Source organism: Actinopolyspora biskrensis, assembly GCF_013408175.1.
Lineage (GTDB): Bacteria > Actinomycetota > Actinomycetes > Mycobacteriales > Pseudonocardiaceae > Actinopolyspora > Actinopolyspora biskrensis.
The window spans coordinates 540750-560661 of record NZ_JACBYW010000003.1; the positions used below are offsets into that span (position 1 = coordinate 540750).

Genomic DNA, 19912 nt, shown 5'->3' on the forward strand with positions numbered 1-19912 from the left:
CTGCGACAGCGCCGGACACAAAAACAGCCTCACACTCGGTCGTCCTCAGCGAAGGTACGTTGAAACGCCGAATTGGCGGCACAGCGGTCATGACCGAACAGCTGGAACTTCTCTGCGACTTGGCGGAACTCCAGCACGTAGCGGTGCAGGTGCTGCCGTTCAGTGCCGGTAGCCACGCTTCGCTGGGCACTTCCTTCACGATCCTGCGGCTGCGCAACAACCACAAGCGCACGGTGTATGTCGAAGACATCACAAGCGCGGACTACCTGGATCGACCGCACCACCTCGACACGTATAACCTGGTCTACGAGCGGCTACGGATGGAAGCACTCGGCTTGAACGAGTCCAAATCCATGCTGAAGCAGACCATAGAAGAGCTTGGCGCTGGAAGGTGACGGGATGACCCCCAATCTCACCGAGGCGCGGTGGCGCAAGTCCACCCGAAGCAGCGGTAACGGCGGTGCCTGCGTTGAAGTGGGGATCGCGCCTTCCGCTGCCGGAGTACGCGACACGAAACTCGGCGACGACAGCCCCACCCTCGCGTTCACACGTTCGCGGTGGGGCTCCTTCCTCGACGCGATCAAGAGCGACCGCCTCGACGGCTGACCCCGCTTCGCGAGGTCCCGCTCGGCGCACCACCGGGCGGGACTTCGCGCGTCGCGCACCTCCGTGTCCCCTGGTCGATATCTACCGCGCGAGCAGCACCGATCGCTAACCTCGCACTCGAGGGGATCGATCCGATGCTGTGGAGGTCGAGCATGGGCAAGCGCGACTCGGACCGGGACGGCCAGGGCACTCCCCAACCGGACGAGTGGGAGAACTGGGAAACCGAGGACGACGGGGACAAGCACGAGGACAAGTAGCGACGGCACGGCGGATGACTCACTCACGTGCTCGGCTCCCGGTACCGCGCGACCGGTTCGTTCCGTCCGTGGTCTGGCTGGAAAACCCCGCTGGTGACGGATTCACCCCCGTCTCCCGCACCGACGACGAAGCCGGGTGGCGTGCCCTGGTCGAGGCGGACGAACCGATCGTCACCCAGGTCGACGACGGCAGGGCACCACCGAACGGCGTGGGCCTGCGCCCGTCCAGTTCGTGCAGCCAACCGTCCCTGGTCGCCGCCATGCTCGAGGAGCTCGACGTGCGCGCGGGCCACCGCGTGCTGGAGATCGGCACGGGAACCGGCTGGAACGCCGCCCTGCTCGCCGAGCGGGTCGGCGAACGCGGACGTGTCGTATCGGTCGAAGTGGACACCGGGGTCGCGGACCGAGCCCGAGCCCGCCTGCTCCGCGCCGGCTACTCCCCGCTGGTCGTGACCGCGGACGGCCTCGCCGGGCACCCTCCCGCAGCCCCGTACGACCGGGTGGTCTGCACCGCCTCCGCCCGGCGGATCCCGCGCGTGGATCGAGCAGACCCGGCCCGGTGGAATGATCGTCACCCCGTGGGGAACCGACTACGGCGACGACGCGCTCACGCGGTGGGAGGTGCACGAGGACGGCTCGGCCTCAGGCCGATGTGGAACGAATCTGGCGTTCATGCGGCTCGGGGACCAGCGCCGCGACTTCCTCGAACCGAGCGAAGGCGAGATCGAATCGGCGGACAGAACGGTGACCCGACGCGGCGGGCGGGAACTGTTCGAAATGGTCTCCTTCGCGCACGCCTCCTTCACGATCGGGCTAAGCGTGCCGAACTGCTACGTCACCGTGGAGGACCTCGACGCCGACCACCGCAACGTGGAACTGCACGATGCCCGCTCGACTTCGTGGGCGCGGGTGGAGCTCGTCCGTGGCCGGCATCCGTGGACCGTGCGCCAACTCGGCCCGCGCCGCCTGTGGGACGAGGTGGACACCGCCCACCGCTGGTGGGTAGACGCGGGGAAACCGACACCGGAGCAGTACGAACCGACCGTGGCCCCCGGACGGAACGCACGCGGTCCGGCTCGACACCCAGGCCGGTCCACACCGGTGGCAGGTGACCGCGTGACCGAGGTTCTCCGCTCAGGTTGACCAGGTGGTTGCGTGGCGGAACCTCTCGCGGGTTCTCGCTCCGGCGAGGCCCGACATCGGGTAGCGACGCGGACCGGCCCGTCAGTGACGGCCCTCGCGCCAGTACCCCATGAAGGCCACCGAGGTGCGCGGAACCCCGTACTGGTTGACCGTCATCCTGCGCAGGCGCTTGATCACCCCGGCCTCACCGGCGAGCCAGCCGTAGAGCTCACCGCTCTCCACGTCGACGCGCTCCCGCGCGGGGGCTTCCGGTATCTCCCAGAGCGGGCAGCTGTCCACGTCCACGTCCTCCAGGGCCGCGGAGCGGGACGAGGCGAGCTCGTCCGGCTCCCCGTTTCCGCCGCACAGCTCCCGCAACGCCTCGGACAGGGCGCCCTCCAGCAGCGAGCCGTGCTCCCGCGCGGTCCCCGCGTTCCTGGGCAGCCAACGGACCTCCATCCCGCTCGGAACCTCCCACTCCTGGGCGTCGTCCTCTGTCGGGATCTCCAGGCAGGCGATGCCGCACGCACCGGCGGGCAGGGACTCGAGGATGGCCCCCACCGCGGGTATGGCGGTCTCGTCCCCGGCCAGCAGCAGCCGCCGGGCCGTGGCGGGAGGGCACCACTCGCACCCCCACATGCGCCCGGTTCCGGGGCGGTCCGGCCCGAGCAGCGCCACCCGGTCCCCCGGCCGGGCGGAAGCGGCCCAGTTCGACGCGGGCCCTCCCGAGTCCTCTTCGGACCCGTGCAGCACGAAGTCGATGTCGATCTCCGCCCGGGACGGGCGGAAGGCACGCACCGTGTAGGTCCGCATCGTGGGCCGCGTCTCCTCCGGCATCGCCTGCCACTCGGCGTACCAGTCCCTGCCCCTCGGGACATCGGCGACGGTTCGCCCCGGTCGGGGAAGCATCAGCTTGATGCGCTGGTCGGCCCCGCCCGCGCCGAAGGAACGCAGGCACTCGCCCGCGACCGTCACTCGCACGAAACTCGGACTCAACCGCTTCCGAGCTACCACCTCGACGGTGTAGACCCGGTACTCGGGCTTCTGCTCGTTACGACGAGCCGTGTGTTCGAGCGCAGTGGTCATGGGCTCTCCCCTTTTCGCACGAGCCGGCTTGCGAAGGTTCGCGGTTCGGTTTGTCGTGGGTGGTCGCTCGGCGGAACCCCCGCGGGCAACGTGGCCGAACAACCGAACGAACTCACCCGACCAAGTCCTACTGGTCCGATCTGCGGGTAAGGTTAGCCTATACTTAAGGCTCTTGGCGATAGCAGTGCAGGGGGCGTCGCGTCACAGTCGGACGAGACGCACGAGGCCAGGCCGAGGCGGCGGGCACCGCGGGCGCCGTCCCGGCACTTCCCGGGAACCACGAGCGGGCGGGCCGCGTCCCACGCGCGAACGACCAACGACGGCTACGACGGGAGTGCTCGCCTCATGTACGTGGAGGACACCGGTTCCGGCGACGGCGACATCCGGATCAACGTGGACGGCGCGGAGTACACCGCCGAGGCCAACTACGACCTGGACGAGAACGGAGTGGACGAGACCGTGGCCGTGCTCACCGACGACGGCTACCTCGCCTACACCGACTCGGACTCCGACGGCGAGGCCGACGTCGTGCGCTCCATCGACGACCGGGGCAACGTCGTGGAACGCGCCCGTTTCGACGAAGCGTCCGGGGAGTGGGTGCCCGAGCAACCGGACGGTTCGGCCGAGCAGGACCCTCGGGACGGCGCCGAGGGGCAACCGATGGTGGTGGACACCCCCGGGGGAGACCGGGAGGTCGGCCCGCCGACCGAGGACACCAACAACGACGGCAGGGCGGACACGACGATAGTCGACACCGACGGCGGGCAGATGCTGGTCACCGATGTGAACGGGGACGGAGCCGCGGACCAGATGGTCCGGATCAACGACTCCGGCGAGGTGACCGTCGCCAAGCACACCGGTGACGGCGAGTGGACCGTGGTCGACCAGGGCCGGTTCGACGGCAGCGGGCAGTACGCCTCCGGACAGACGGAGAGCCCGGTCACCGGCACCGAGGACTGGCTGTGGGAGTCCGACGGGCACGCGGAGTCGAACCCGTCGTCGCACCGGAGCACGGACACCGGGAGAACCGATCCGGCGAGCGACTCCTTCTGGGGATGAGCACGAGCGGGCCCGGAAGCACTCGTCGAGTCGACTACCGCCCGCCCCGCATCACCAAACTCCCGGAACAAAAATGTGACCCGAAACACAGCACAATTCGGTTGAAACTCCACCGGAGCGAAAGCCCTGTCCGGCCGCCCTCCCGGCCGGAGAGGAAAACATGGCCCGCAATCGGGCAGCGACACGCGAAATTTCGCGCAACCCTCCCAACTGAATCGATTCCCTTATCGTTCCTGTGAGGGAAGCGACAACGCTGATCTCCGTAAACGGACGCCCATCCGGTTAGTCTCGGTGCATCCACTTCGCAGCTCCGCCCGGAATTTCCGGGCGGAGCGAAGCATTCCTTGAAAGCCCCGTCGGCCGGTGCGTCGGCGGCACGAAGAATCCGGGCTGAGGCGCCCAGTCAGGAGACACGACGCGATGACCGCTTTGACCATCCCCGGTCTCGACCAGGCACCCGTGAATCACGAACGCCTGCTGTCATGGGTACGCGAGGTCGCGGAACTGACCACGCCCGAGCAGGTCGTGTGGTGCGACGGGTCCCAGGAGGAATGGCAGCGCCTGACGGATCGACTGGTCGAGGCGGGCACCTTCAAGCGACTTGACGAGTCGAAGAAGCCCAACTCGTTCTGGACGGCCTCCGACCCCAGTGACGTCGCCCGCGTCGAGGAGCGCACGTTCATCTGCTCGCGCGACAAGGCCGATGCGGGCGTGACGAACAACTGGATGCCCCCGGAGCAGATGAAGGCCACCATGACCGAGCTCTACCGGGGCTGCATGCGTGGTCGGACGATGTACGTGGTCCCGTTCTGCATGGGCCCGGTCGAGGCGGACCCGCCGCGCCTGGGCGTGGAGATCACCGACTCCGAGTACGTGGTGGTCTCCATGCACATCATGACGCGGATGGGCGACCGGGTGCTGGAACGGTTCGCCGAGGACAGCGACGCGGAGTTCGTGCCCGCGCTGCACTCGGTCGGCGCCCCGCTCGAACCCGGCCAGCAGGACGTCCCGTGGCCGTGCAACGAGACCAAGTACATCACGCACTTCCCCGAGGAACGTCTGATCTGGAGCTTCGGCTCCGGCTACGGCGGCAACGCGCTGCTCGGCAAGAAGTGCTACTCCCTGCGGATCGCCTCGGCCATGGCCCGTGACGAGGGCTGGCTGGCCGAGCACATGCTGATCCTGAAGCTGATCTCGCCGGAGAACAGGGTCTACTACGTGGCGGCCGCCTTCCCGTCGGCCTGCGGCAAGACCAACCTGGCGATGCTCGAACCGACCATCCCCGGCTGGAGGGTCGAGACCCTCGGCGACGACATCGCGTGGATGCGCTTCGGCGAGGACGGCAGGCTCTACGCCGTCAACCCCGAGGCCGGTTTCTTCGGTGTCGCACCGGGGACCAACTGGAACACCAACCCCAACGCGATGCGCACCGTCGAGAAGGGGAACTCCATCTTCACCAACGTCGCGCTCACCGACGACGACGACGTGTGGTGGGAGGAGATGGAGGGCGAGCCCGCCCACCTGACCGACTGGAAGGGCCGGGACTGGACGCCCGACTCCGACGAGAAGGCCGCCCACCCCAACTCGCGCTACTGCACTCCGATGTCGCAGTGCCCGATCCTGGCGCCGGAGTGGGACGACCCCCAGGGTGTGCCGATCTCGGCCATCCTCTTCGGCGGGCGCCGCAAGACCACGATCCCGCTGGTCAACGAGGCCTTCGACTGGCAGCACGGCGTGTTCATGGGGGCCACGCTGTCCTCCGAGAAGACCGCGGCCGCCGCGGGCAAGGTCGGCGAGGTCCGGCGCGACCCGATGGCGATGCTGCCGTTCATCGGCTACAACGTCGGGGACTACTTCCAGCACTGGGTCAACATGGGCAAGGAGGCCGACGCCTCCAAGATGCCGAGCATCTACTACGTGAACTGGTTCCGCAGGGACCCGTCCGGCGAGAAGATCGTCTGGCCCGGTTTCGGCGAGAACTGCCGCGTGCTCAAGTGGATCGTGGACCGGCTCGAGGGCAACGCGGCCGCGGAGGAGACCCCCATCGGCAGGGTCCCCACGGCCGATCAGCTCGACCTGAGCGACCTCGACGCCACCCGCGAGGAGATCGAGCAGTCCCTGGATGTGGACCGTTCCGAGTGGCGCGCGGAGCTTCCGCTGATCGAGGAATGGTTCGACACCATCGGCGACGCCCTGCCCACTTCGATGCGTGACGAGCTGGAGGCCCTCAAGCAGCGCGTCGGTGAGTGACTCGCGCTGCTGCCCGGGATTCGCGGGGAGCCGAACGGGCCACCGCGGCTCCGATTCCCGGGCGGAGTCGCCCCGATGAGTCGTGCGGGCATTCCGTGAGCTTTTCGGAATGCCCGCACGACTCATCACGGAGTGTATTTTTATTTGAAGTCAATCTCCGCAACTCACCCTTCCGGGTGATTCCTTGATCGATGCTTCCAGCAAGCGGAATCACCCGATCCGAGGTTTCGCGCGGATATTTCCGCGAACCTCACGAATTGTCCGCCGCTCCCACCCGAAAATGCGCGGGGAAGAACCGCTCGGCACCGGTGACCGGCCGTTCGAGCGGCGTAGGAATACTCAGCGTCAACGAGTGAGATTTGGTTGGCCGGGCCTACGGGCCACGGGGCACACTCGACGCGTCCGAGAAACCGGAAAAACTGCGCAACACACCCGAGGAGGTGTGTCATGGTTGATCTGGCCACGGTCGCGCTCGCCCTGGTCGCCCTCCTGGCGATCTGGTTGTTCCTGCGGGGAACGGACGACGGCAGGTTCTCCCGGAAGAAGAGACCGCCCGCTGAAGGGGACGACGGGGAAAACGCCCGGCAACGAGCCGAAGCCCGTGAATCACGCGGCCCGGGACTGTACCGCTCCATGCTGCTGCTGTCCCAGCGACGGTCCGAGCAGGAACGCGGAGCGGACGAGCGGCCCGGCACCACCGGCCGCTCGCCCTGACGTCGCCACCCGAGGCCGGGGCACCCGCTCAGGAGCCCCGCCGCGGGGTTCCGCTCGACGATCACCCAACGACGAGCCGAACGGAAGTCCTCAGTCCTCCGGCGCCGCGTGCGTCGGATCCAGCACCCTGGCGAGGAACCCGCGAGTGCGCTCCTGCTGCGGCGCCCCGATGACGTCGGCCGGTGCGCCCTGCTCGACGATGGTTCCACCGTCCATGAACAGCACGCGGTCGGCCACCTCCCGCGCGAACTGCATCTCGTGGGTGACCACCAGCATCGTCATTCCCTCGTCGGCCAGCCTGCGCATCACCCCGAGCACGTCCCCGACCAGCTCGGGGTCCAGCGCCGAGGTCGGCTCGTCGAACAGCATCACGTCCGGATCCATCGCCAGGGCGCGGGCTATCCCGGCGCGCTGCTGCTGACCGCCCGACAACCGCCCGGGCATGGAACCGGCCTTGTCCTCCAGCCCGACCTTGCGCAGGTTCTCCCTGGCCACGGACTCGGCTTTGGCCCGGTCCCGCCCGAGCACCTTGCGCTGGGCCACGGTGAGGTTGTCCAGCACCGACAGGTGCGCGAACAGGTTGAACTGCTGGAAGACCATCCCGATGCGCGCCCGGGCCGCGTCGATGTCCGTGTCCGGGTCGGTGAGATCCATCCCGTCCACGACGATCCTGCCCGCGGTGGGCTGCTCCAGCAGGTTGACGCAGCGCAGGAAAGTGGACTTGCCCGAGCCGGAGGGCCCGATCACGCAGACCACCTCACCGGCCTCGACCCGCTGGTCGACCCCGCCGAGCACTTCCAGCTGCCCGAAGGACTTGCGCAGCCCCGAGATGTCGATCTTTACGTCGCTCATGACTTGCTCCCCTGTCCACCGTCGGGGCCGAACCTTCGCTCCAGGCGCTGCTGCAGGATCCCCAGCGGGATCGTGATCACCAGATAGCACAGCCCGACGACCAGGATCGGGGTCATGCCCGGATAAGTGGTCAGCGCCGACCTGCCGAACTGGGTGAGTTCCTGCTGCGCCAAGGTGGCCCCCAGTACGAAGGCCAGCGAGGAGTCCTTGGTCAGCAGGATCAGCTCGTTGGTCAGCGGCGGCAGGATGATCCGGAAGGCCTGCGGGATGACGATGGTCATCGTCGCGCGGCCGTGCGACATCCCCAGGGAACGCGCCGCCTCGAGCTGTCCGCCCGGCACCGCCTTGATCCCCGCGCGGATCGTCTCGGCCATGTAGGCCGAACCGACGATCCCCAGCGCGAGCATGATGGTGACTTTGCGGTTGAGGTCGACGTTGGGGAAGGCGTTCGGAATGCCGAACCCCACGGACAGGAACACCAGCAGCGCGGGCAGTCCGCGGAAGAACTCGATGTAGGCCCCGGAGATCCAGCGGTACGGTCCCACCGAGGACATCCGCATCAGGGCCAGCACGAGCGCCAGCCCGAGACCGAAGGCGAAGCCCAGCGCGGTGTAGACCGCCGTGTTCACCAGTGCCGTGGTGACCACGGTGGGGAACAGGGACCGCACGACCTCGACGTTGAAGAAGGCCTCCTGGATCTGACCCCAGTCGGCCAGCAGGGCGGCCACGATCACGATCAGGACCAGGACCACGTACTGCGCACCGCGCCCCAGTTTGGCGCGCTTGCGCTTGCTCATCCCGCTCTTGGCGGGGCGAGTTTCTACTGCCATCGAGACTCCAGGGCAGTCGTGGCGGGCCGGGCGCGGTTCACGCCCGGCTCGTCGTATACGGGCTCAGCGAGTACGGCCGGTCCGCGCCGCGGCGGAACCGGAAGCTCACTTCTCCGAGGGCGCGAAGCCGAACCACTTCTCGTGCAGCCGGTCGTAGGTTCCGTCCTGCTTGGCCCGGGCGAGCACCTCGTTGATCTTCTCGCGGAGCTCGTCGCTGCCGCTCTCCACCCCGAAGCCGTAGGACTCGCTGGTGTCGAACTTCTTGGACATCTCGAAGCCCGGGTTCTGCTGCACGAAGTCGCGGAGCACGAAGTCGTCGGCGATCACGGCGTCGATCTGCCCGTTCTGCAGCGCCGGGTACAGCAGGCCCAGGTCCGCGTACTCCTTGATCGTGATGCCCTTCGGCTTGGCGTGCTCCTTGGCGTACTGCTCGCCGGTGGTGCCCTTCTGGTAGCCCACCGTCTTGCCCTCGAGCTGGTCCAGGCTGTTCACCCCGGAGTCCTTCGGAACGAGCAACGCCTGGGTGGCCTGGAAGTACGGCTCGGAGAAGTCGAAGTTCTTCTTGCGCACATCGGTGATCGTTATCGCCGAGGCGGCGATGTCGCAGTTGCCGACGTTGAGCGCCTGGCCGGACTGGATGGTCTCGAACGGAGCGGTGGTGACTTGCTGCGGGACGCCGAGGTCCTCGGCCACCAGGTCGATCAGCGCCATGTCGAAGCCGACGATCTCGCCGTTCTTCCTGGACTCGAACGGCTCGTACGGCGGATTGGTGCAGGTGGTCAGTTGGCCCTGCTGCACCAGCGGAACGCCCTTGGCCTCGCCACCGCCGCTGCCGCAGCCCGCCACTGCCGCGACCAGTGCGAGTCCGGGCAGCAAAGCCGCCGCTCGCCACATCGTCCGACGCGCCACAGTGTCACTCCTCCTCGACGGGAATCCGGATGCTGGGATACTGCCATCCGCCAGGACCATCGGAAATGGCCTCACGTGTTTCGATCACGTCAACTTCACTCGGAAGCATGACAGCCACACAACGAGTGAACACACAGCGCTTTCCCGATCGTGTTGGTCACTCAACCGACGCCACACGAGATCGAGTTCAGCGGCCGCGATAGCGGCCAATACGATACCCCTCCTCCGAACAGGTGAAGCGACGAGGGGTTGAAAGCCATCACCAAGAGTGACCAGGACCGTTCACGAGAACCGGTCCTCCCGCCCGGGGCGGCCTTCCGCGCCGCCGGCTCCGCCAACGACGTGGACACGCCCCTGCCGGGAGGACACGAAGTCACCGCCCGCGGACGAGCCGTGGTGGGCAGTCCGCGGGCGCGAAGGGTCACTTCCGCGCGTGCGCGTCGAGCACGCGGGCCACGGCGCTGGTCACCCTGGCCGCGTAGTCGAGGTCCAGGGACTCGTCCGGCACGTGGGCGTTGCTGCGCGGGCCCAGCGCCCCGGTGACCACGAACTGCGCCTCCGGGTAGCGCTCGTGCAGCAGTCCCATGAACGGAATCGAACCACCGAGCCCCATGGAACGCCAGCCCGCGCCGAACACCTCGGCACTGGCCCGGTCCAACGCCTCGTTCAACCAGGGCGCCGTCTCGGGCGCGTTGAAGCCCCGCCCCGCTTCCTCGTGGCCGAACTCGACCTCGGCCCCGTAGGGAACGTCCCGCTCCAACGTCGAGCGCACGGCACGCAGCGCCGCATCCGGGTCAGCGGTGGGCGGCAGCCGGAAACTCAGGTCGAGCGTGGTCCGGGACCGCAGCACGTTTCCCGCTTCCGCCGGATGCGGCAGACCGTCCGCGCCGATCACGGTCAGGGTGGGGCGCCACCAGTTGTTCAGGGCCAGCTCGGCCTCGTCCTCGTGCATCATCCGCATCCCCGGCGGAAGCTCCACCGAACCGCGCACCAGCCCCGGCGCCGCCTCGACGCCCGCGCGCGCCTCCGCGGCGCGGCTGTCCGGGATCCGCACGTTCAGCTCCGGCAGCAGGATCTCCCCCGTCGCCGAGTCCTCCAGCCGCTCCAGCAGCTGGCGGGCGATCCGGAAGGAATCGGGGACCAGGCCACTCGCCGCCCCCGAGTGCTGCCCGGTGTCGAGCACCTTGACGGTGACGTTCACCTGCACCAGACCGCGCAGCGAGGTGGTCAGCCAGAGCCGCTCGTAGTCCCCGCCCCCGGAGTCCAGGCACACCACCAGACCGATCCGGCCCAGCCGTTCGGAGAGGTGGTCCAGATAGGCGGGCAGATCGGGACTGCCCGACTCCTCGCCCGTCTCCAGCAGCAGCACGCAGCGCGGATGACGACCGCCCTGCGCGCGCAGCGCCTCGATCGCCGTGACGGCGGCGTAGCCGGAGTACCCGTCGTCCACCGAGCCACGTCCGTAGAGCCTGCCCTCGTGCACCACCGGGCTCCACGGGCCGAATCCCGCGGACCAGCCGTCCATCGGAGGCTGCTTGTCCAGGTGCCCGTACAGCAGCGCGGTCTCGTCCGAAGCGCCGTCCGTGGCCGGCACGTCCACGAGCAGCAGCGGACTGCGACCGGGCAGCCGCACGACCTCCGTGCGGGCCCCGGTGAGGCCCCGGGCCTCGATCCACTCCCGCACGTGCCCGATCGCCGAGTCCAGCTGCCCGTTGGCCTCCCACTCGGGGTCGAACCCGGGGGAGACGGCCGGTATCTCGATCAACCGGGAGAGACTGGACACCACGGAGGAGTCCCACTGCTGACGAACGAAGGTGTTAACTGCTGCGTGGTCCACACCGCGATCGTATTCCCACGTTCCGGGAACGGGCAGCTCCCCGTCGGGTCGGCGACCTCACTCCCCACCTCCACCGCCGTCTCCACCGCCTCCGCCGCCGGTTCCACCAGCCGTGCCCCTTCCGTTCCCGAAGGCGAAGGAAGCCAGGGCGCCGAGGACCGGACTGCTGTCCGCGACGGCGTCCGAGACGGTCTCTCCCAGCAGCTCCCCCCGAGCGATCGAACGCAGCCGCTCCAGCGAAGACCATTCCTGGAAGAGTTTCCGACACAATCCACTGGAATGAGCGATCGTGACGAGCAGAGCCCTCCGGTCGTCGACACGACCCTCGCCGCGGGCGATGCGTACGAGCTCGTCGAACCGCGCCTCCCGCTCCGCCTCGTGCGGGAAGTACCGCTCGTGCAGTACGAATCCGAGCAGCTTCTCCCTCCGGTGCTCGAGCCCACCGATCGCGCACAGCTGGGCGCGGTGTTCCGCGAAAGCCTCCCGGCGGAGCCGGGCCCAGGAAAGAAAAGGGATCGAATCGGTCCGCGACTTCACCGAGCGAGCCAGCAAGCTCAACACCCGGTCCAGCCAGTCCACCCCCACCGGAGTCCGGCGCAGGAGCACGATCTCGGCCTTTCCGCGCTTTCTCTGCCGCAGCTCGACCCGACCGTGCAGCACGAGTTCGGCGATCTCGGCCACGATGGTGACGATCCAGGGGTTCACATATCCGACCCCCTTGCCACCCGGCTGGTGCAACAACAGCACGAGCTCGGCGGGCAGCGGCAGGTTCGGGACACCGGGTGCTCGCTCGTTCACCCGGCGGAGTCTAGAGCTCCACGGCAGCGCGGTGGGACGTTTCCGCGATTCCGGAGGGACACGTCCCCCTCCGAAAGGATCAGCCTCCTCCACCGTCCCCGCCGCCCGAGATGGCCGCCGCTCCGGCGACCACGATGGCCGCCCGCGCCGACCCCACGGCATCGTCGACGGCCTCCCCGAGCCGCTCACCCCTGGCCAGCGACTTGATCACCCGCCGTTCGGAGCGCTCCAGACCGAACTCCCGCAGCAGCCCGGTGCCGTGGGTGACCGCGGCGAGCAACGCCAGCCTGTTGTCGGCGGCCCGTTCCTGTCTGGCCACCTCGCCGAGCTCGCGGAGCAGCCCGGCCCTGGCGTCCGGGTCCGGGAAGTACTTGGAGTACTCCACGCCGAAGACCCTGCGCCGCTCCGTCCGCAGCGGCCCGTCCCGGGCCATCCGGGTGCGGTAGCGCTTGAACACCCCGCTCCTGGAGTGGAACCAGGAACCGAGGGCGACGGATCCGGTGGAACGCCGAACCTTGCGCCGCAGCTGATCCAGCGCGTCGTCCAGCCAGTCGAGCCCGCTCGGCTCCGCGTCGTCCAACCGCATCCCGAAGCCGGACATTCGCGTGCCGGTGATCGTGGCACGCCCCCGAAGCACCAGTTCCCCGACCTCGGCGGCGGCCACGGCCACATCCGGGGTGGACGAGTAGTGCCCGCCGTGCGGCTTGTGCGACAGCAGCACGAGCTCACCCGGGAGCCCGAAAGCGATGCGTGATCGATCATTCACCCGCCGCATTGTATGGCGCGCGTGAAGGCACACGAAGGGCTTTCGCCGATTCGTAAGCAAAACCCCCGAAGATCGGTTATACAACTGTCACAACCCCATCAATCGGAGCTCCGCCCCTTTGATGACCTGCGAATACGTACTCCACACCCGAGCACTACGGTGCCGGGGAAAAGGTTTGCAGGCGGGATCGATCTTTGTGGCGGGACTCACGGAAGTGGCGGGTGTCATGCCAGGATGGCCAATACAGCGATCCAACGGCTGCGCCCGGCGGCCCGGAACCCACCAGGTCGAGCGGCACCGGGCGGAGCAACCGGACCCGTCGCCACAAGCGATCGGGCCGGGGTGAGACGAGGAGATCCACATGTCCCCCGAACACTGGACGCGACCGAGCCGATCCGAGGATCGTGGTCACGCGGACGAGACGGCACCTGCCGCAACCTCAGCAGCACCGACGAGGGAGCAGGTGATCGCCGGATTGCGCGCGACCAGCGAAGGCGGAGCTGACCTCGTGCAGCTTCTGACACCGGAGGGTCAGCGGGTATCGCACCCGGATTTCGACATCGAAATTTCCGGACAACAGCTACGCGAGATGTACCGCGACATGGTGCTGATACGGCGGGCGGATCGCGAGGGCAACTCCCTGCAGCGTCAGGGACAGCTCGGCATCTGGGTACCGCTGCTCGGCCAGGAAGCGGCGCAGATCGGCGCGGGAAGAGCGCTGCGGCCCCAGGACATGGCCTTCCCGAGCTACCGCGAGCACGGAGTGGCCTGGTGCCGGGGCATCGACCCCACCGAGCTGCTCGGCATATTCCGCGGAACGGATCACGGCAGCTGGGACCCGAACCGGACCGGGATGGGGCTCTACACCATCGTCATCGGCAACCAGTGCGTGAACGCCACCGGTTACGCGATGGGACAGAAGTTCGAGGGCATGGTCGGCAACTCCGACCGGGACCCGAACGCGAACGAAGCCACGATGACGTTCTTCGGCGACGGCGCCACCAGCCAGGGCGACGTGCACGAAGGCATGGTCTGGGCCTCCGTCTACGACGCTCCCGTGGTCTTCTTCTGCCAGAACAACCAGTGGGCGATCTCCGAGCCGACCGAACGTCAGACCCGTGTTCCGCTCTACGAGCGCGCCAGGGGATACGGCTTCCCCGGCATCAGGGTGGACGGGAACGACGTTCTCGCCAGTCTCGCCGTCTCCAAGTGGGCGCTCGACGAGGCGCGCAGCGGAAACGGTCCGGTGCTGATCGAGGCGTTCACCTACCGCATGGACGCGCACACCACCTCCGACGACGCCACGCGCTACCGGATGGACGACGACCTCCAGGCGTGGAAGCTCAAGGACCCGATCGAACGGCTGCGGGTGTACCTGCTCCGCGAGCAGATCGCGGACCAGGGGTTCATCGACGAGGTGCAGAACGAAGCCGAGGAACTGGCCACGCGGTTCCGCGAGTTCTGCCTCAACATGCCCGACCCACCGCCGGAGAGGATGTTCTCCGCCGTCTACGCGGACGAGAGCCCCGTGGTGGCCGCACAGCGGGACGAGTACCTCGACTACCTTTCCGGCTTCGCCGATGCGGGTCACGACACCGAGGGGAGTGTTCGCTGATGGCCGCACCAACCGTTGAACCCACCGGTTCCGGCACCGCACAGCCCCAGACCGTCACCATGGCCAAGGGTCTGAACATGGCCATGCGGGCCGCCATGGAGCGCGACCCGAAGGTACTCGTCATGGGCGAGGACGTCGGCAAGCTCGGAGGTGTGTTCCGGGTGACCGACGGGCTGCAGAAGGACTTCGGGGAGCACCGCGTGCTGGACACCCCGCTCGCGGAGTCCGGCATCATCGGCGCGGCCGTCGGACTCGCGATGCGCGGTTTCCGCCCGGTTTGCGAGATCCAGTTCGACGGGTTCATCTTCCCCGGTTTCGACCAGATCGTCTCGCAGCTGTCCAAGATGCACTTCCGCAGCCAGGGCAGGGTCAAGACCCCCGTGGTCATCCGGGTCCCGTTCGGCGGGGGGATCGGCGCGGTCGAACACCACTCCGAGTCGCCGGAGTCGCTGTTCGCTCACGTCGCCGGGCTGAAGGTGGTGTCCTGCTCGAACCCCGTGGACGCCTACTGGATGCTGCAGCAGGCCATCGACAGCGACGACCCGGTCCTGTTCTTCGAACCGAAGCGGCGCTACTGGGAGAAGGCCGAGCTCGACCCCACCGCCGAGCACCTGCCCATGGGCAGTTCGGCACTGCTGCGCAGGGGGTCCTCCGCCACGCTCGCCACGTACGGGCCGATGGTCAAAACCTGTCTGGACGCGGCCAACGCGGCCACGGAGGACGGCAACGAGCTCGAGGTCGTGGACCTGCGTTCCTTATCACCGCTGGACCTCGGCCCGGTGGCCGAGTCGGTGCGCCGCACCGGACGTCTGATCGTGGTGAGCGAGTCCCCACCGGAGTCCTCGGTCACCTCGGAGGTCGCCGCGCGGATCCAGCAGGAGTGCTTCTACTCCCTCGAGGCGCCCGTCATGCGGGTGAACGGGTTCGACACACCGTACCCACCGAGCAAGTTGGAAGAGGGGTACCTGCCCGACCTGGATCGGGTGCTCGATGCCGTCGACCGTTCGCTGGCGTACTGAAGAGGCTGCCATGTCACAACTCAAGCACTTTCCGCTTCCGGACGTCGGTGAAGGCCTGACCGAAGCGGAGATCCTGAACTGGCGGGTCGGCCCCGGGGACGCGGTGGAGCTCAACCAGACCATCGTGGAGATCGAGACCGCCAAGGCGTCCGTCGAACTTCCCTCCCCCTACGCGGGCAGGGTCGGTGAGCTGCTGGCTCAACCGGGGCAGACCGTCGAGGTCGGCACCCCGATACTGGCCTTCGAGCTGGACGACCAGCGAGCCGAGCCGGAAGCCTCCCCGGAGCCGGGCGGCGAGAGCGGCGAGCAGGGCGACGACGAGCAGGTCGCGAACCTGGTCGGATACGGGCCCCGCTCCTCCAGCGCCAAACGCCGTCCCCGCAAGGGGAACGCGACCACGACGAGCACGCCACAGCGGGAGCCCGGTGCGGCGGAAGGCGGGGGCCCGTCCGAAGGCGACTCCCCCGCGAAGCGGAACGGGACGAACGGCACCCCGAAGGGCGCTCCTGCCGGCGGGACCGCGGTGAACGGTTCCGCTCCGTTCCGTCAGGGGGCCTCGGCACCCTCCGGTGGACAGGTCCCCCTGGCCAAGCCTCCGGTGCGCAAGCTGGCCAAGGACCGCGGAGTGGACCTGCGCTCCCTGAGCGGGTCCGGCTCCGAGGGCATCATCACCCGCGAGGACGTCGAACGGGCCGCGGCCGGAACGGAGTCCCCCGCGTCCGCCCCCGCCGGTGATTCCGGGCCGTCCGGGGCACGGGAGCACCGCGCCCCGGTCAAGGGGGTGCGCAAGGCCACGGCCCAGGCGATGGTGGACAGCGCGTTCACCGCACCGCACGTCACCGAGTTCCTCACCGTCGACGTCACGCCGATGATGGAGTTCCGGCAGCGGCTCAAGACGCACCCGGACTTCCGGGACGTGAAGGTGACACCGCTGGCCGTGGCCGCGAGGGCCATGTGCCTGGCGGTGGCCAGAACGCCGGACGTGAACGCGACCTGGGACGGCGAAGCGGGCGAGATCGTCTACAAGGACTACGTGCACCTGGGGGTGGCCGCGGCCACCGACCGGGGACTGGTGGTCCCCAAGGTGCGCGACGCCGAGGCGAAGTCGCTGCGCGAACTCGCGGTGGCCCTGGACGAGCTCACCAACACCGCGCGGGAGGGCAGGACGCCGCCCGAGGCGATGACCAACGGCACCATCACGATCACCAACGTGGGTGTGTTCGGTGTGGACACCGGAACTCCCATCCTGAATCCCGGCGAGTCGGCCATCCTGGCTTTCGGAGCGATCCGCGAGATGCCCTGGGTGGTGGACGGCCAGGTGGTGCCGCGTCAGGTCTGCCAGCTCGCGCTGAGCTTCGACCACCGCGTGGTCGACGGGCAGCAGGGGTCCCGTTTCCTCGCCGATGTGGGGGCGATCCTCTCCGACCCCGGCATGGCGCTGACCTTCTGAGCAACGCCCCCACCCGGGGGGCGGCACCCGCGCGGGTGCCGCCCCCCGGCGGGAGCGCGACCGGCTCGTGCTCGGCGGCGTCAGCGCGCGGCCGCCTCGCCGACGGCAGGCACCTCGCACACCGGCGGCAACCACCGGCACCTCCGCGTTCGGCGCGATCCGCTCCGAGCTCGCCCGCGGTGCTCCGGCCGACGAGCGATTCGTGGCGCTCGGCGGAGTGATGATGACCATGTCCCTGGTCGAGCGGAAGCGAGTTCTGGTTAGGCTGGGTCCATGCCGAGGGCACTCACTCGCAGGCGCGCGCGCATCGCGTCCGTCGCGTTCGTTGTCCTCACAGGTTTTCTGATGTGCGTTCTCCCGCCCCATCAGTCGCAGGCTCCGACAGGGCGGATCTCCGAGGCGGCGATCGCCTCCGCGGCTGCTGGGTGTTCTTCAGCGGCACCGCGATCCGGGCGCCCTGCTTCTGCGTCGAGTTCCGCAGCGGGGCGGGGAGGGCTTGCTCAGCCGTCCGGCGGCCAGGACCACCGCCCCGAACCGATTCCCGTGTGCCAGGCCACGACTGCGCACACTATGGAGGCGGTAAAACCGCTCCAGGGATCTGTCCTCGGACTCCTCGGGGCGCTGCTGGTCACCGCGGTCGGCCTCGCACCTCGCGGTGCCCGGGTGCGCGCTCCGGGGTGGGCCACGCGACCGCCCCTGCCCCTCGCCGGTTTTCCCCTGCTGATCAGCCTCGGTGTGTCACGAACCTGATCCGCGTTCACGGGACGACGTCTTTCCGAGTCCTGACTGAACGATTCCTGGGGGACGTCACACCCCGCTCCGGTTCCTCCGACTTCGCCGCGGACGCGCCACTGCGCGGAAAAAGCGGCGATTGTCGGATTCCTCCACTTCGGCGGACACGCGCCCGCCCCCTCCTCGACCGTGCTGTTGGGAGCGGCGTGCGGCGCGGCCGGTGCGCGTCGCGTGTGCGCGGCCCGCTCCGAGCGCACGCGGGGCAGCACTGCCGAGCGGTCCGCTGATCGAGGGACGGACGCACCGGTGCTCCGCCGGATGAGCGGGAACCTCGATCTCCCCTCCGGCAGGCCCGGACCCGGTCCCGCCCCACGTTCCGTGGCGGAGCGCCTTTCGGACCGCTCCGGAACCGGCGAGGGCCGTTCGTCTCGCTGACGCACCGATCACCGTGACGGGCCTGCGCCCGTCCACGCGGAAAGGACATTCGTGTCGAGCACCCACCAACCCTCGTCCCACGTGTCACGACGCCGAGTCCTGCGACTCGGGACCGGCCTGGCCGTCGGAGGCCTGGCCGCCGCGTGCGGCGGTCCCGAGCGGACGTCAACGGCGCTCGGTCCCGACTCGACCGCCGTGCGGGACTTCGCCCGGGAGCAACAGCGGCGCTTCCCCCGGGGGCGCACCGTCTCCCGGACCGTGACAGCGGCTCCCACGACCGTTGACCTCGCGGGAAGCACCGCGACCGCGTGGGCCTACAACGATGTGATGCCCGGACCGCTCCTGCGCGCGACCGCGGGGGACCGCGTCCAGGTGCGCGTGCGGAACCAGCTGCCGGAACCGACGACCGTGCACTGGCACGGACTGGCGATCCGCAACGACATGGACGGCGTGCCGGAGGTGACCCAACCACCGATCCCGGCCGGTGGGGAGTTCACCTACGAGTTCATCCCGCCCGACCCGGGGACGTACTGGTACCACTCGCACGGCGAGCTGCAGCGCGGCCGGGGCCTGTTCGGTGCGCTGATCGTCGACGACCCGCGCGACCCGGGCGATTACGACGTCGAGTTCCTCGTCGTGCTCTCCGACTGGCTCGGTCGGCGCACACCGCGGCAGGTCCTCGACGAGCTCCGCGGCGGAAGAACGAAGCCGGGGCACGACGGACACGCGGAACGGTCCAGCTCGGCGGTGCTCGGCGCCGATGCCGGTGATGTGAGCTACCCGTTCTACCTGACCAACGGTCGCCCTCGGGTTGATCCGGAGACCTTCCGGGCCCGTGCCGGCCAGCGTGCTCGCATCCGCGTCATCAACGCCGCCGAGGACACCACGTTCCGCGTGGCCCTGGGCGGGCACACGCTGACCGTGACCCACACCGACGGTCAACCGGTCACGCCGCGGAACACCCGGGCGCTCCTCGTGGGCATGGCCGAACGCTACGACTGCGTCGTCACCCTGGACGACGGGGTGTTCCCGCTGGTCGCCTCGGCCGAGGGCAAGGACGGCCGGGCCTTCGCCCTGGTCCGCACCGGCTCCGGAAGCGCTCCGCCCCCGGATGCCCGCGTGCGCGAGCTGGACCCGCGCCCGCTGCTGGCCACGGACCTGCGCGCCGCCGAATCAGCTCGGCTCTCGCCCCGGACTCCGGATCGCACGCTGGCCGTCGAACTCGGCGGAAACATGCAGCAGTACGTGTGGAGGATCAACGGTCGCAGCTACCCGGAGCACGAACCGCTGGTGGTCTCCCCGAACCAACGGGTGCGGTTGAACTTCGCCAACACCACGATGATGCCCCACCCGATGCACCTGCACGGACACTTCTTCACAGCAGGGACTCCTGACGGGGCCGGCCCGCGCAAGGACACCGTGGTCATCCTGCCGCACCAGCGGCTGGCGGTGGACTTCGACACCGACAACCCCGGCCAGTGGTTCACGCACTGCCACAACGAGTACCACCAGGCAGCCGGGATGGCCTCGGTCCTGTCGTACCGAGGGTAACCAGTCGGCGGTTCGCGACGCTCG

The 19912-nt window shown here is 68.8% G+C and carries 17 protein-coding genes and 2 pseudogenes; 12 read left to right on the forward strand and 7 right to left on the reverse strand.

Features of this window, described 5'->3' with window-relative positions; translation table 11 throughout:
• Positions 1-2: 2 nt before the first annotated feature.
• The 5 genes and pseudogenes from FHR84_RS10895 to FHR84_RS22405 all read left to right on the forward strand — a co-directional run.
• A pseudogene (locus tag FHR84_RS10895) lies at positions 3-395 on the forward strand (DUF5753 domain-containing protein); the annotation flags it as partial.
• Between the two features lie 4 nt (positions 396-399).
• A complete protein-coding gene (locus FHR84_RS10900; protein ID WP_179535331.1) occupies positions 400-606 on the forward strand; it encodes a DUF397 domain-containing protein in 207 nt (68 codons plus the stop codon).
• 134 nt (positions 607-740) lie between these two features.
• Positions 741-863 carry a hypothetical protein gene (locus FHR84_RS22880; protein ID WP_281361290.1) on the forward strand — a complete coding sequence of 41 codons (123 nt, stop codon included), beginning with the start codon at positions 741-743 and terminating at the stop codon, positions 861-863.
• 260 nt (positions 864-1123) lie between these two features.
• A pseudogene (locus tag FHR84_RS23505) lies at positions 1124-1345 on the forward strand (methyltransferase domain-containing protein); the annotation flags it as partial.
• 82 nt (positions 1346-1427) lie between these two features.
• Positions 1428-2006, forward strand: a complete 579-nt coding sequence (locus FHR84_RS22405) for a methyltransferase domain-containing protein (RefSeq protein WP_246300423.1) — start codon at positions 1428-1430, stop codon at positions 2004-2006.
• 81 nt (positions 2007-2087) lie between these two features.
• Here the strand turns inward: FHR84_RS22405 and FHR84_RS10910 are convergent, their stop codons facing one another.
• The gene (locus FHR84_RS10910; protein ID WP_179535333.1) at positions 2088-3071 is read right to left on the reverse strand and encodes a siderophore-interacting protein; all 984 of its coding nucleotides are present in this window, start codon (positions 3069-3071) and stop codon (positions 2088-2090) included.
• A gap of 345 nt (positions 3072-3416) precedes the next feature.
• Between FHR84_RS10910 and FHR84_RS10915 the strand changes: the two genes are divergently transcribed.
• The 3 genes from FHR84_RS10915 (at position 3417) to FHR84_RS10925 (ending at position 7094) form a co-directional block, all read left to right on the forward strand.
• Entirely contained in the window at positions 3417-4130 is a 714-nt protein-coding gene (locus tag FHR84_RS10915) for a DUF6802 family protein (protein ID WP_179535334.1), read from the forward strand.
• A 420-nt stretch (positions 4131-4550) separates the two neighbouring features.
• A complete protein-coding gene (locus tag FHR84_RS10920) occupies positions 4551-6380 on the forward strand; it encodes a phosphoenolpyruvate carboxykinase (GTP) (protein ID WP_179535335.1) in 1830 nt (609 codons plus the stop codon).
• Between the two features lie 447 nt (positions 6381-6827).
• A complete protein-coding gene (locus tag FHR84_RS10925; protein ID WP_179535336.1) occupies positions 6828-7094 on the forward strand; it encodes a hypothetical protein in 267 nt (88 codons plus the stop codon).
• A 90-nt stretch (positions 7095-7184) separates the two neighbouring features.
• Here the strand turns inward: FHR84_RS10925 and FHR84_RS10930 are convergent, their stop codons facing one another.
• From FHR84_RS10930 to FHR84_RS10955, 6 genes are all read right to left on the reverse strand, one after another.
• A complete protein-coding gene (locus tag FHR84_RS10930) occupies positions 7185-7946 on the reverse strand; it encodes an amino acid ABC transporter ATP-binding protein (RefSeq protein ID WP_179535337.1) in 762 nt (253 codons plus the stop codon).
• Positions 7943-8743 carry an ABC transporter permease subunit gene (locus tag FHR84_RS10935; RefSeq protein ID WP_179535434.1) on the reverse strand — a complete coding sequence of 267 codons (801 nt, stop codon included), beginning with the start codon at positions 8741-8743 and terminating at the stop codon, positions 7943-7945. Before FHR84_RS10935 ends, FHR84_RS10930 begins: the two co-directional genes overlap by 4 nt.
• 138 nt (positions 8744-8881) lie before the next feature.
• A complete protein-coding gene (locus FHR84_RS10940) occupies positions 8882-9670 on the reverse strand; it encodes a basic amino acid ABC transporter substrate-binding protein (RefSeq protein ID WP_179535435.1) in 789 nt (262 codons plus the stop codon).
• Positions 9671-10106: 436 nt separating this feature from the next.
• Complete coding sequence (locus FHR84_RS10945) at positions 10107-11522, reverse strand: M20/M25/M40 family metallo-hydrolase (RefSeq protein WP_179535338.1); 1416 nt, start codon at positions 11520-11522, stop codon at positions 10107-10109.
• A 57-nt stretch (positions 11523-11579) separates the two neighbouring features.
• A complete protein-coding gene (locus FHR84_RS10950) occupies positions 11580-12320 on the reverse strand; it encodes a GPP34 family phosphoprotein (RefSeq protein ID WP_179535339.1) in 741 nt (246 codons plus the stop codon).
• 79 nt (positions 12321-12399) lie between these two features.
• Positions 12400-13095 (reverse strand): GOLPH3/VPS74 family protein, encoded by a 696-nt coding sequence (locus tag FHR84_RS10955; protein ID WP_179535340.1) that lies wholly within the window; start codon positions 13093-13095, stop codon positions 12400-12402.
• Positions 13096-13447: 352 nt separating this feature from the next.
• On the opposite strand from FHR84_RS10955, the gene pdhA reads away from it, so the two are divergent.
• The 4 genes from pdhA to FHR84_RS10975 all read left to right on the forward strand — a co-directional run bounded on the left by pdhA (position 13448) and on the right by FHR84_RS10975 (position 19888).
• A complete protein-coding gene (pdhA, locus tag FHR84_RS10960; protein WP_179535341.1) occupies positions 13448-14701 on the forward strand; it encodes a pyruvate dehydrogenase (acetyl-transferring) E1 component subunit alpha in 1254 nt (417 codons plus the stop codon).
• Positions 14701-15720 (forward strand): alpha-ketoacid dehydrogenase subunit beta, encoded by a 1020-nt coding sequence (locus tag FHR84_RS10965; RefSeq protein ID WP_179535342.1) that lies wholly within the window; start codon positions 14701-14703, stop codon positions 15718-15720. Before pdhA ends, FHR84_RS10965 begins: the two co-directional genes overlap by 1 nt.
• A 10-nt stretch (positions 15721-15730) precedes the next feature.
• Positions 15731-17170: a dihydrolipoamide acetyltransferase family protein gene (locus FHR84_RS10970; RefSeq protein ID WP_179535343.1), complete on the forward strand. Its 1440-nt coding sequence runs from the start codon at positions 15731-15733 to the stop codon at positions 17168-17170.
• 1248 nt (positions 17171-18418) lie between these two features.
• Positions 18419-19888, forward strand: coding sequence for a multicopper oxidase family protein (locus tag FHR84_RS10975; protein ID WP_343075228.1), 1470 nt, complete (start codon positions 18419-18421; stop codon positions 19886-19888).
• Positions 19889-19912: the final 24 nt, after the last annotated feature.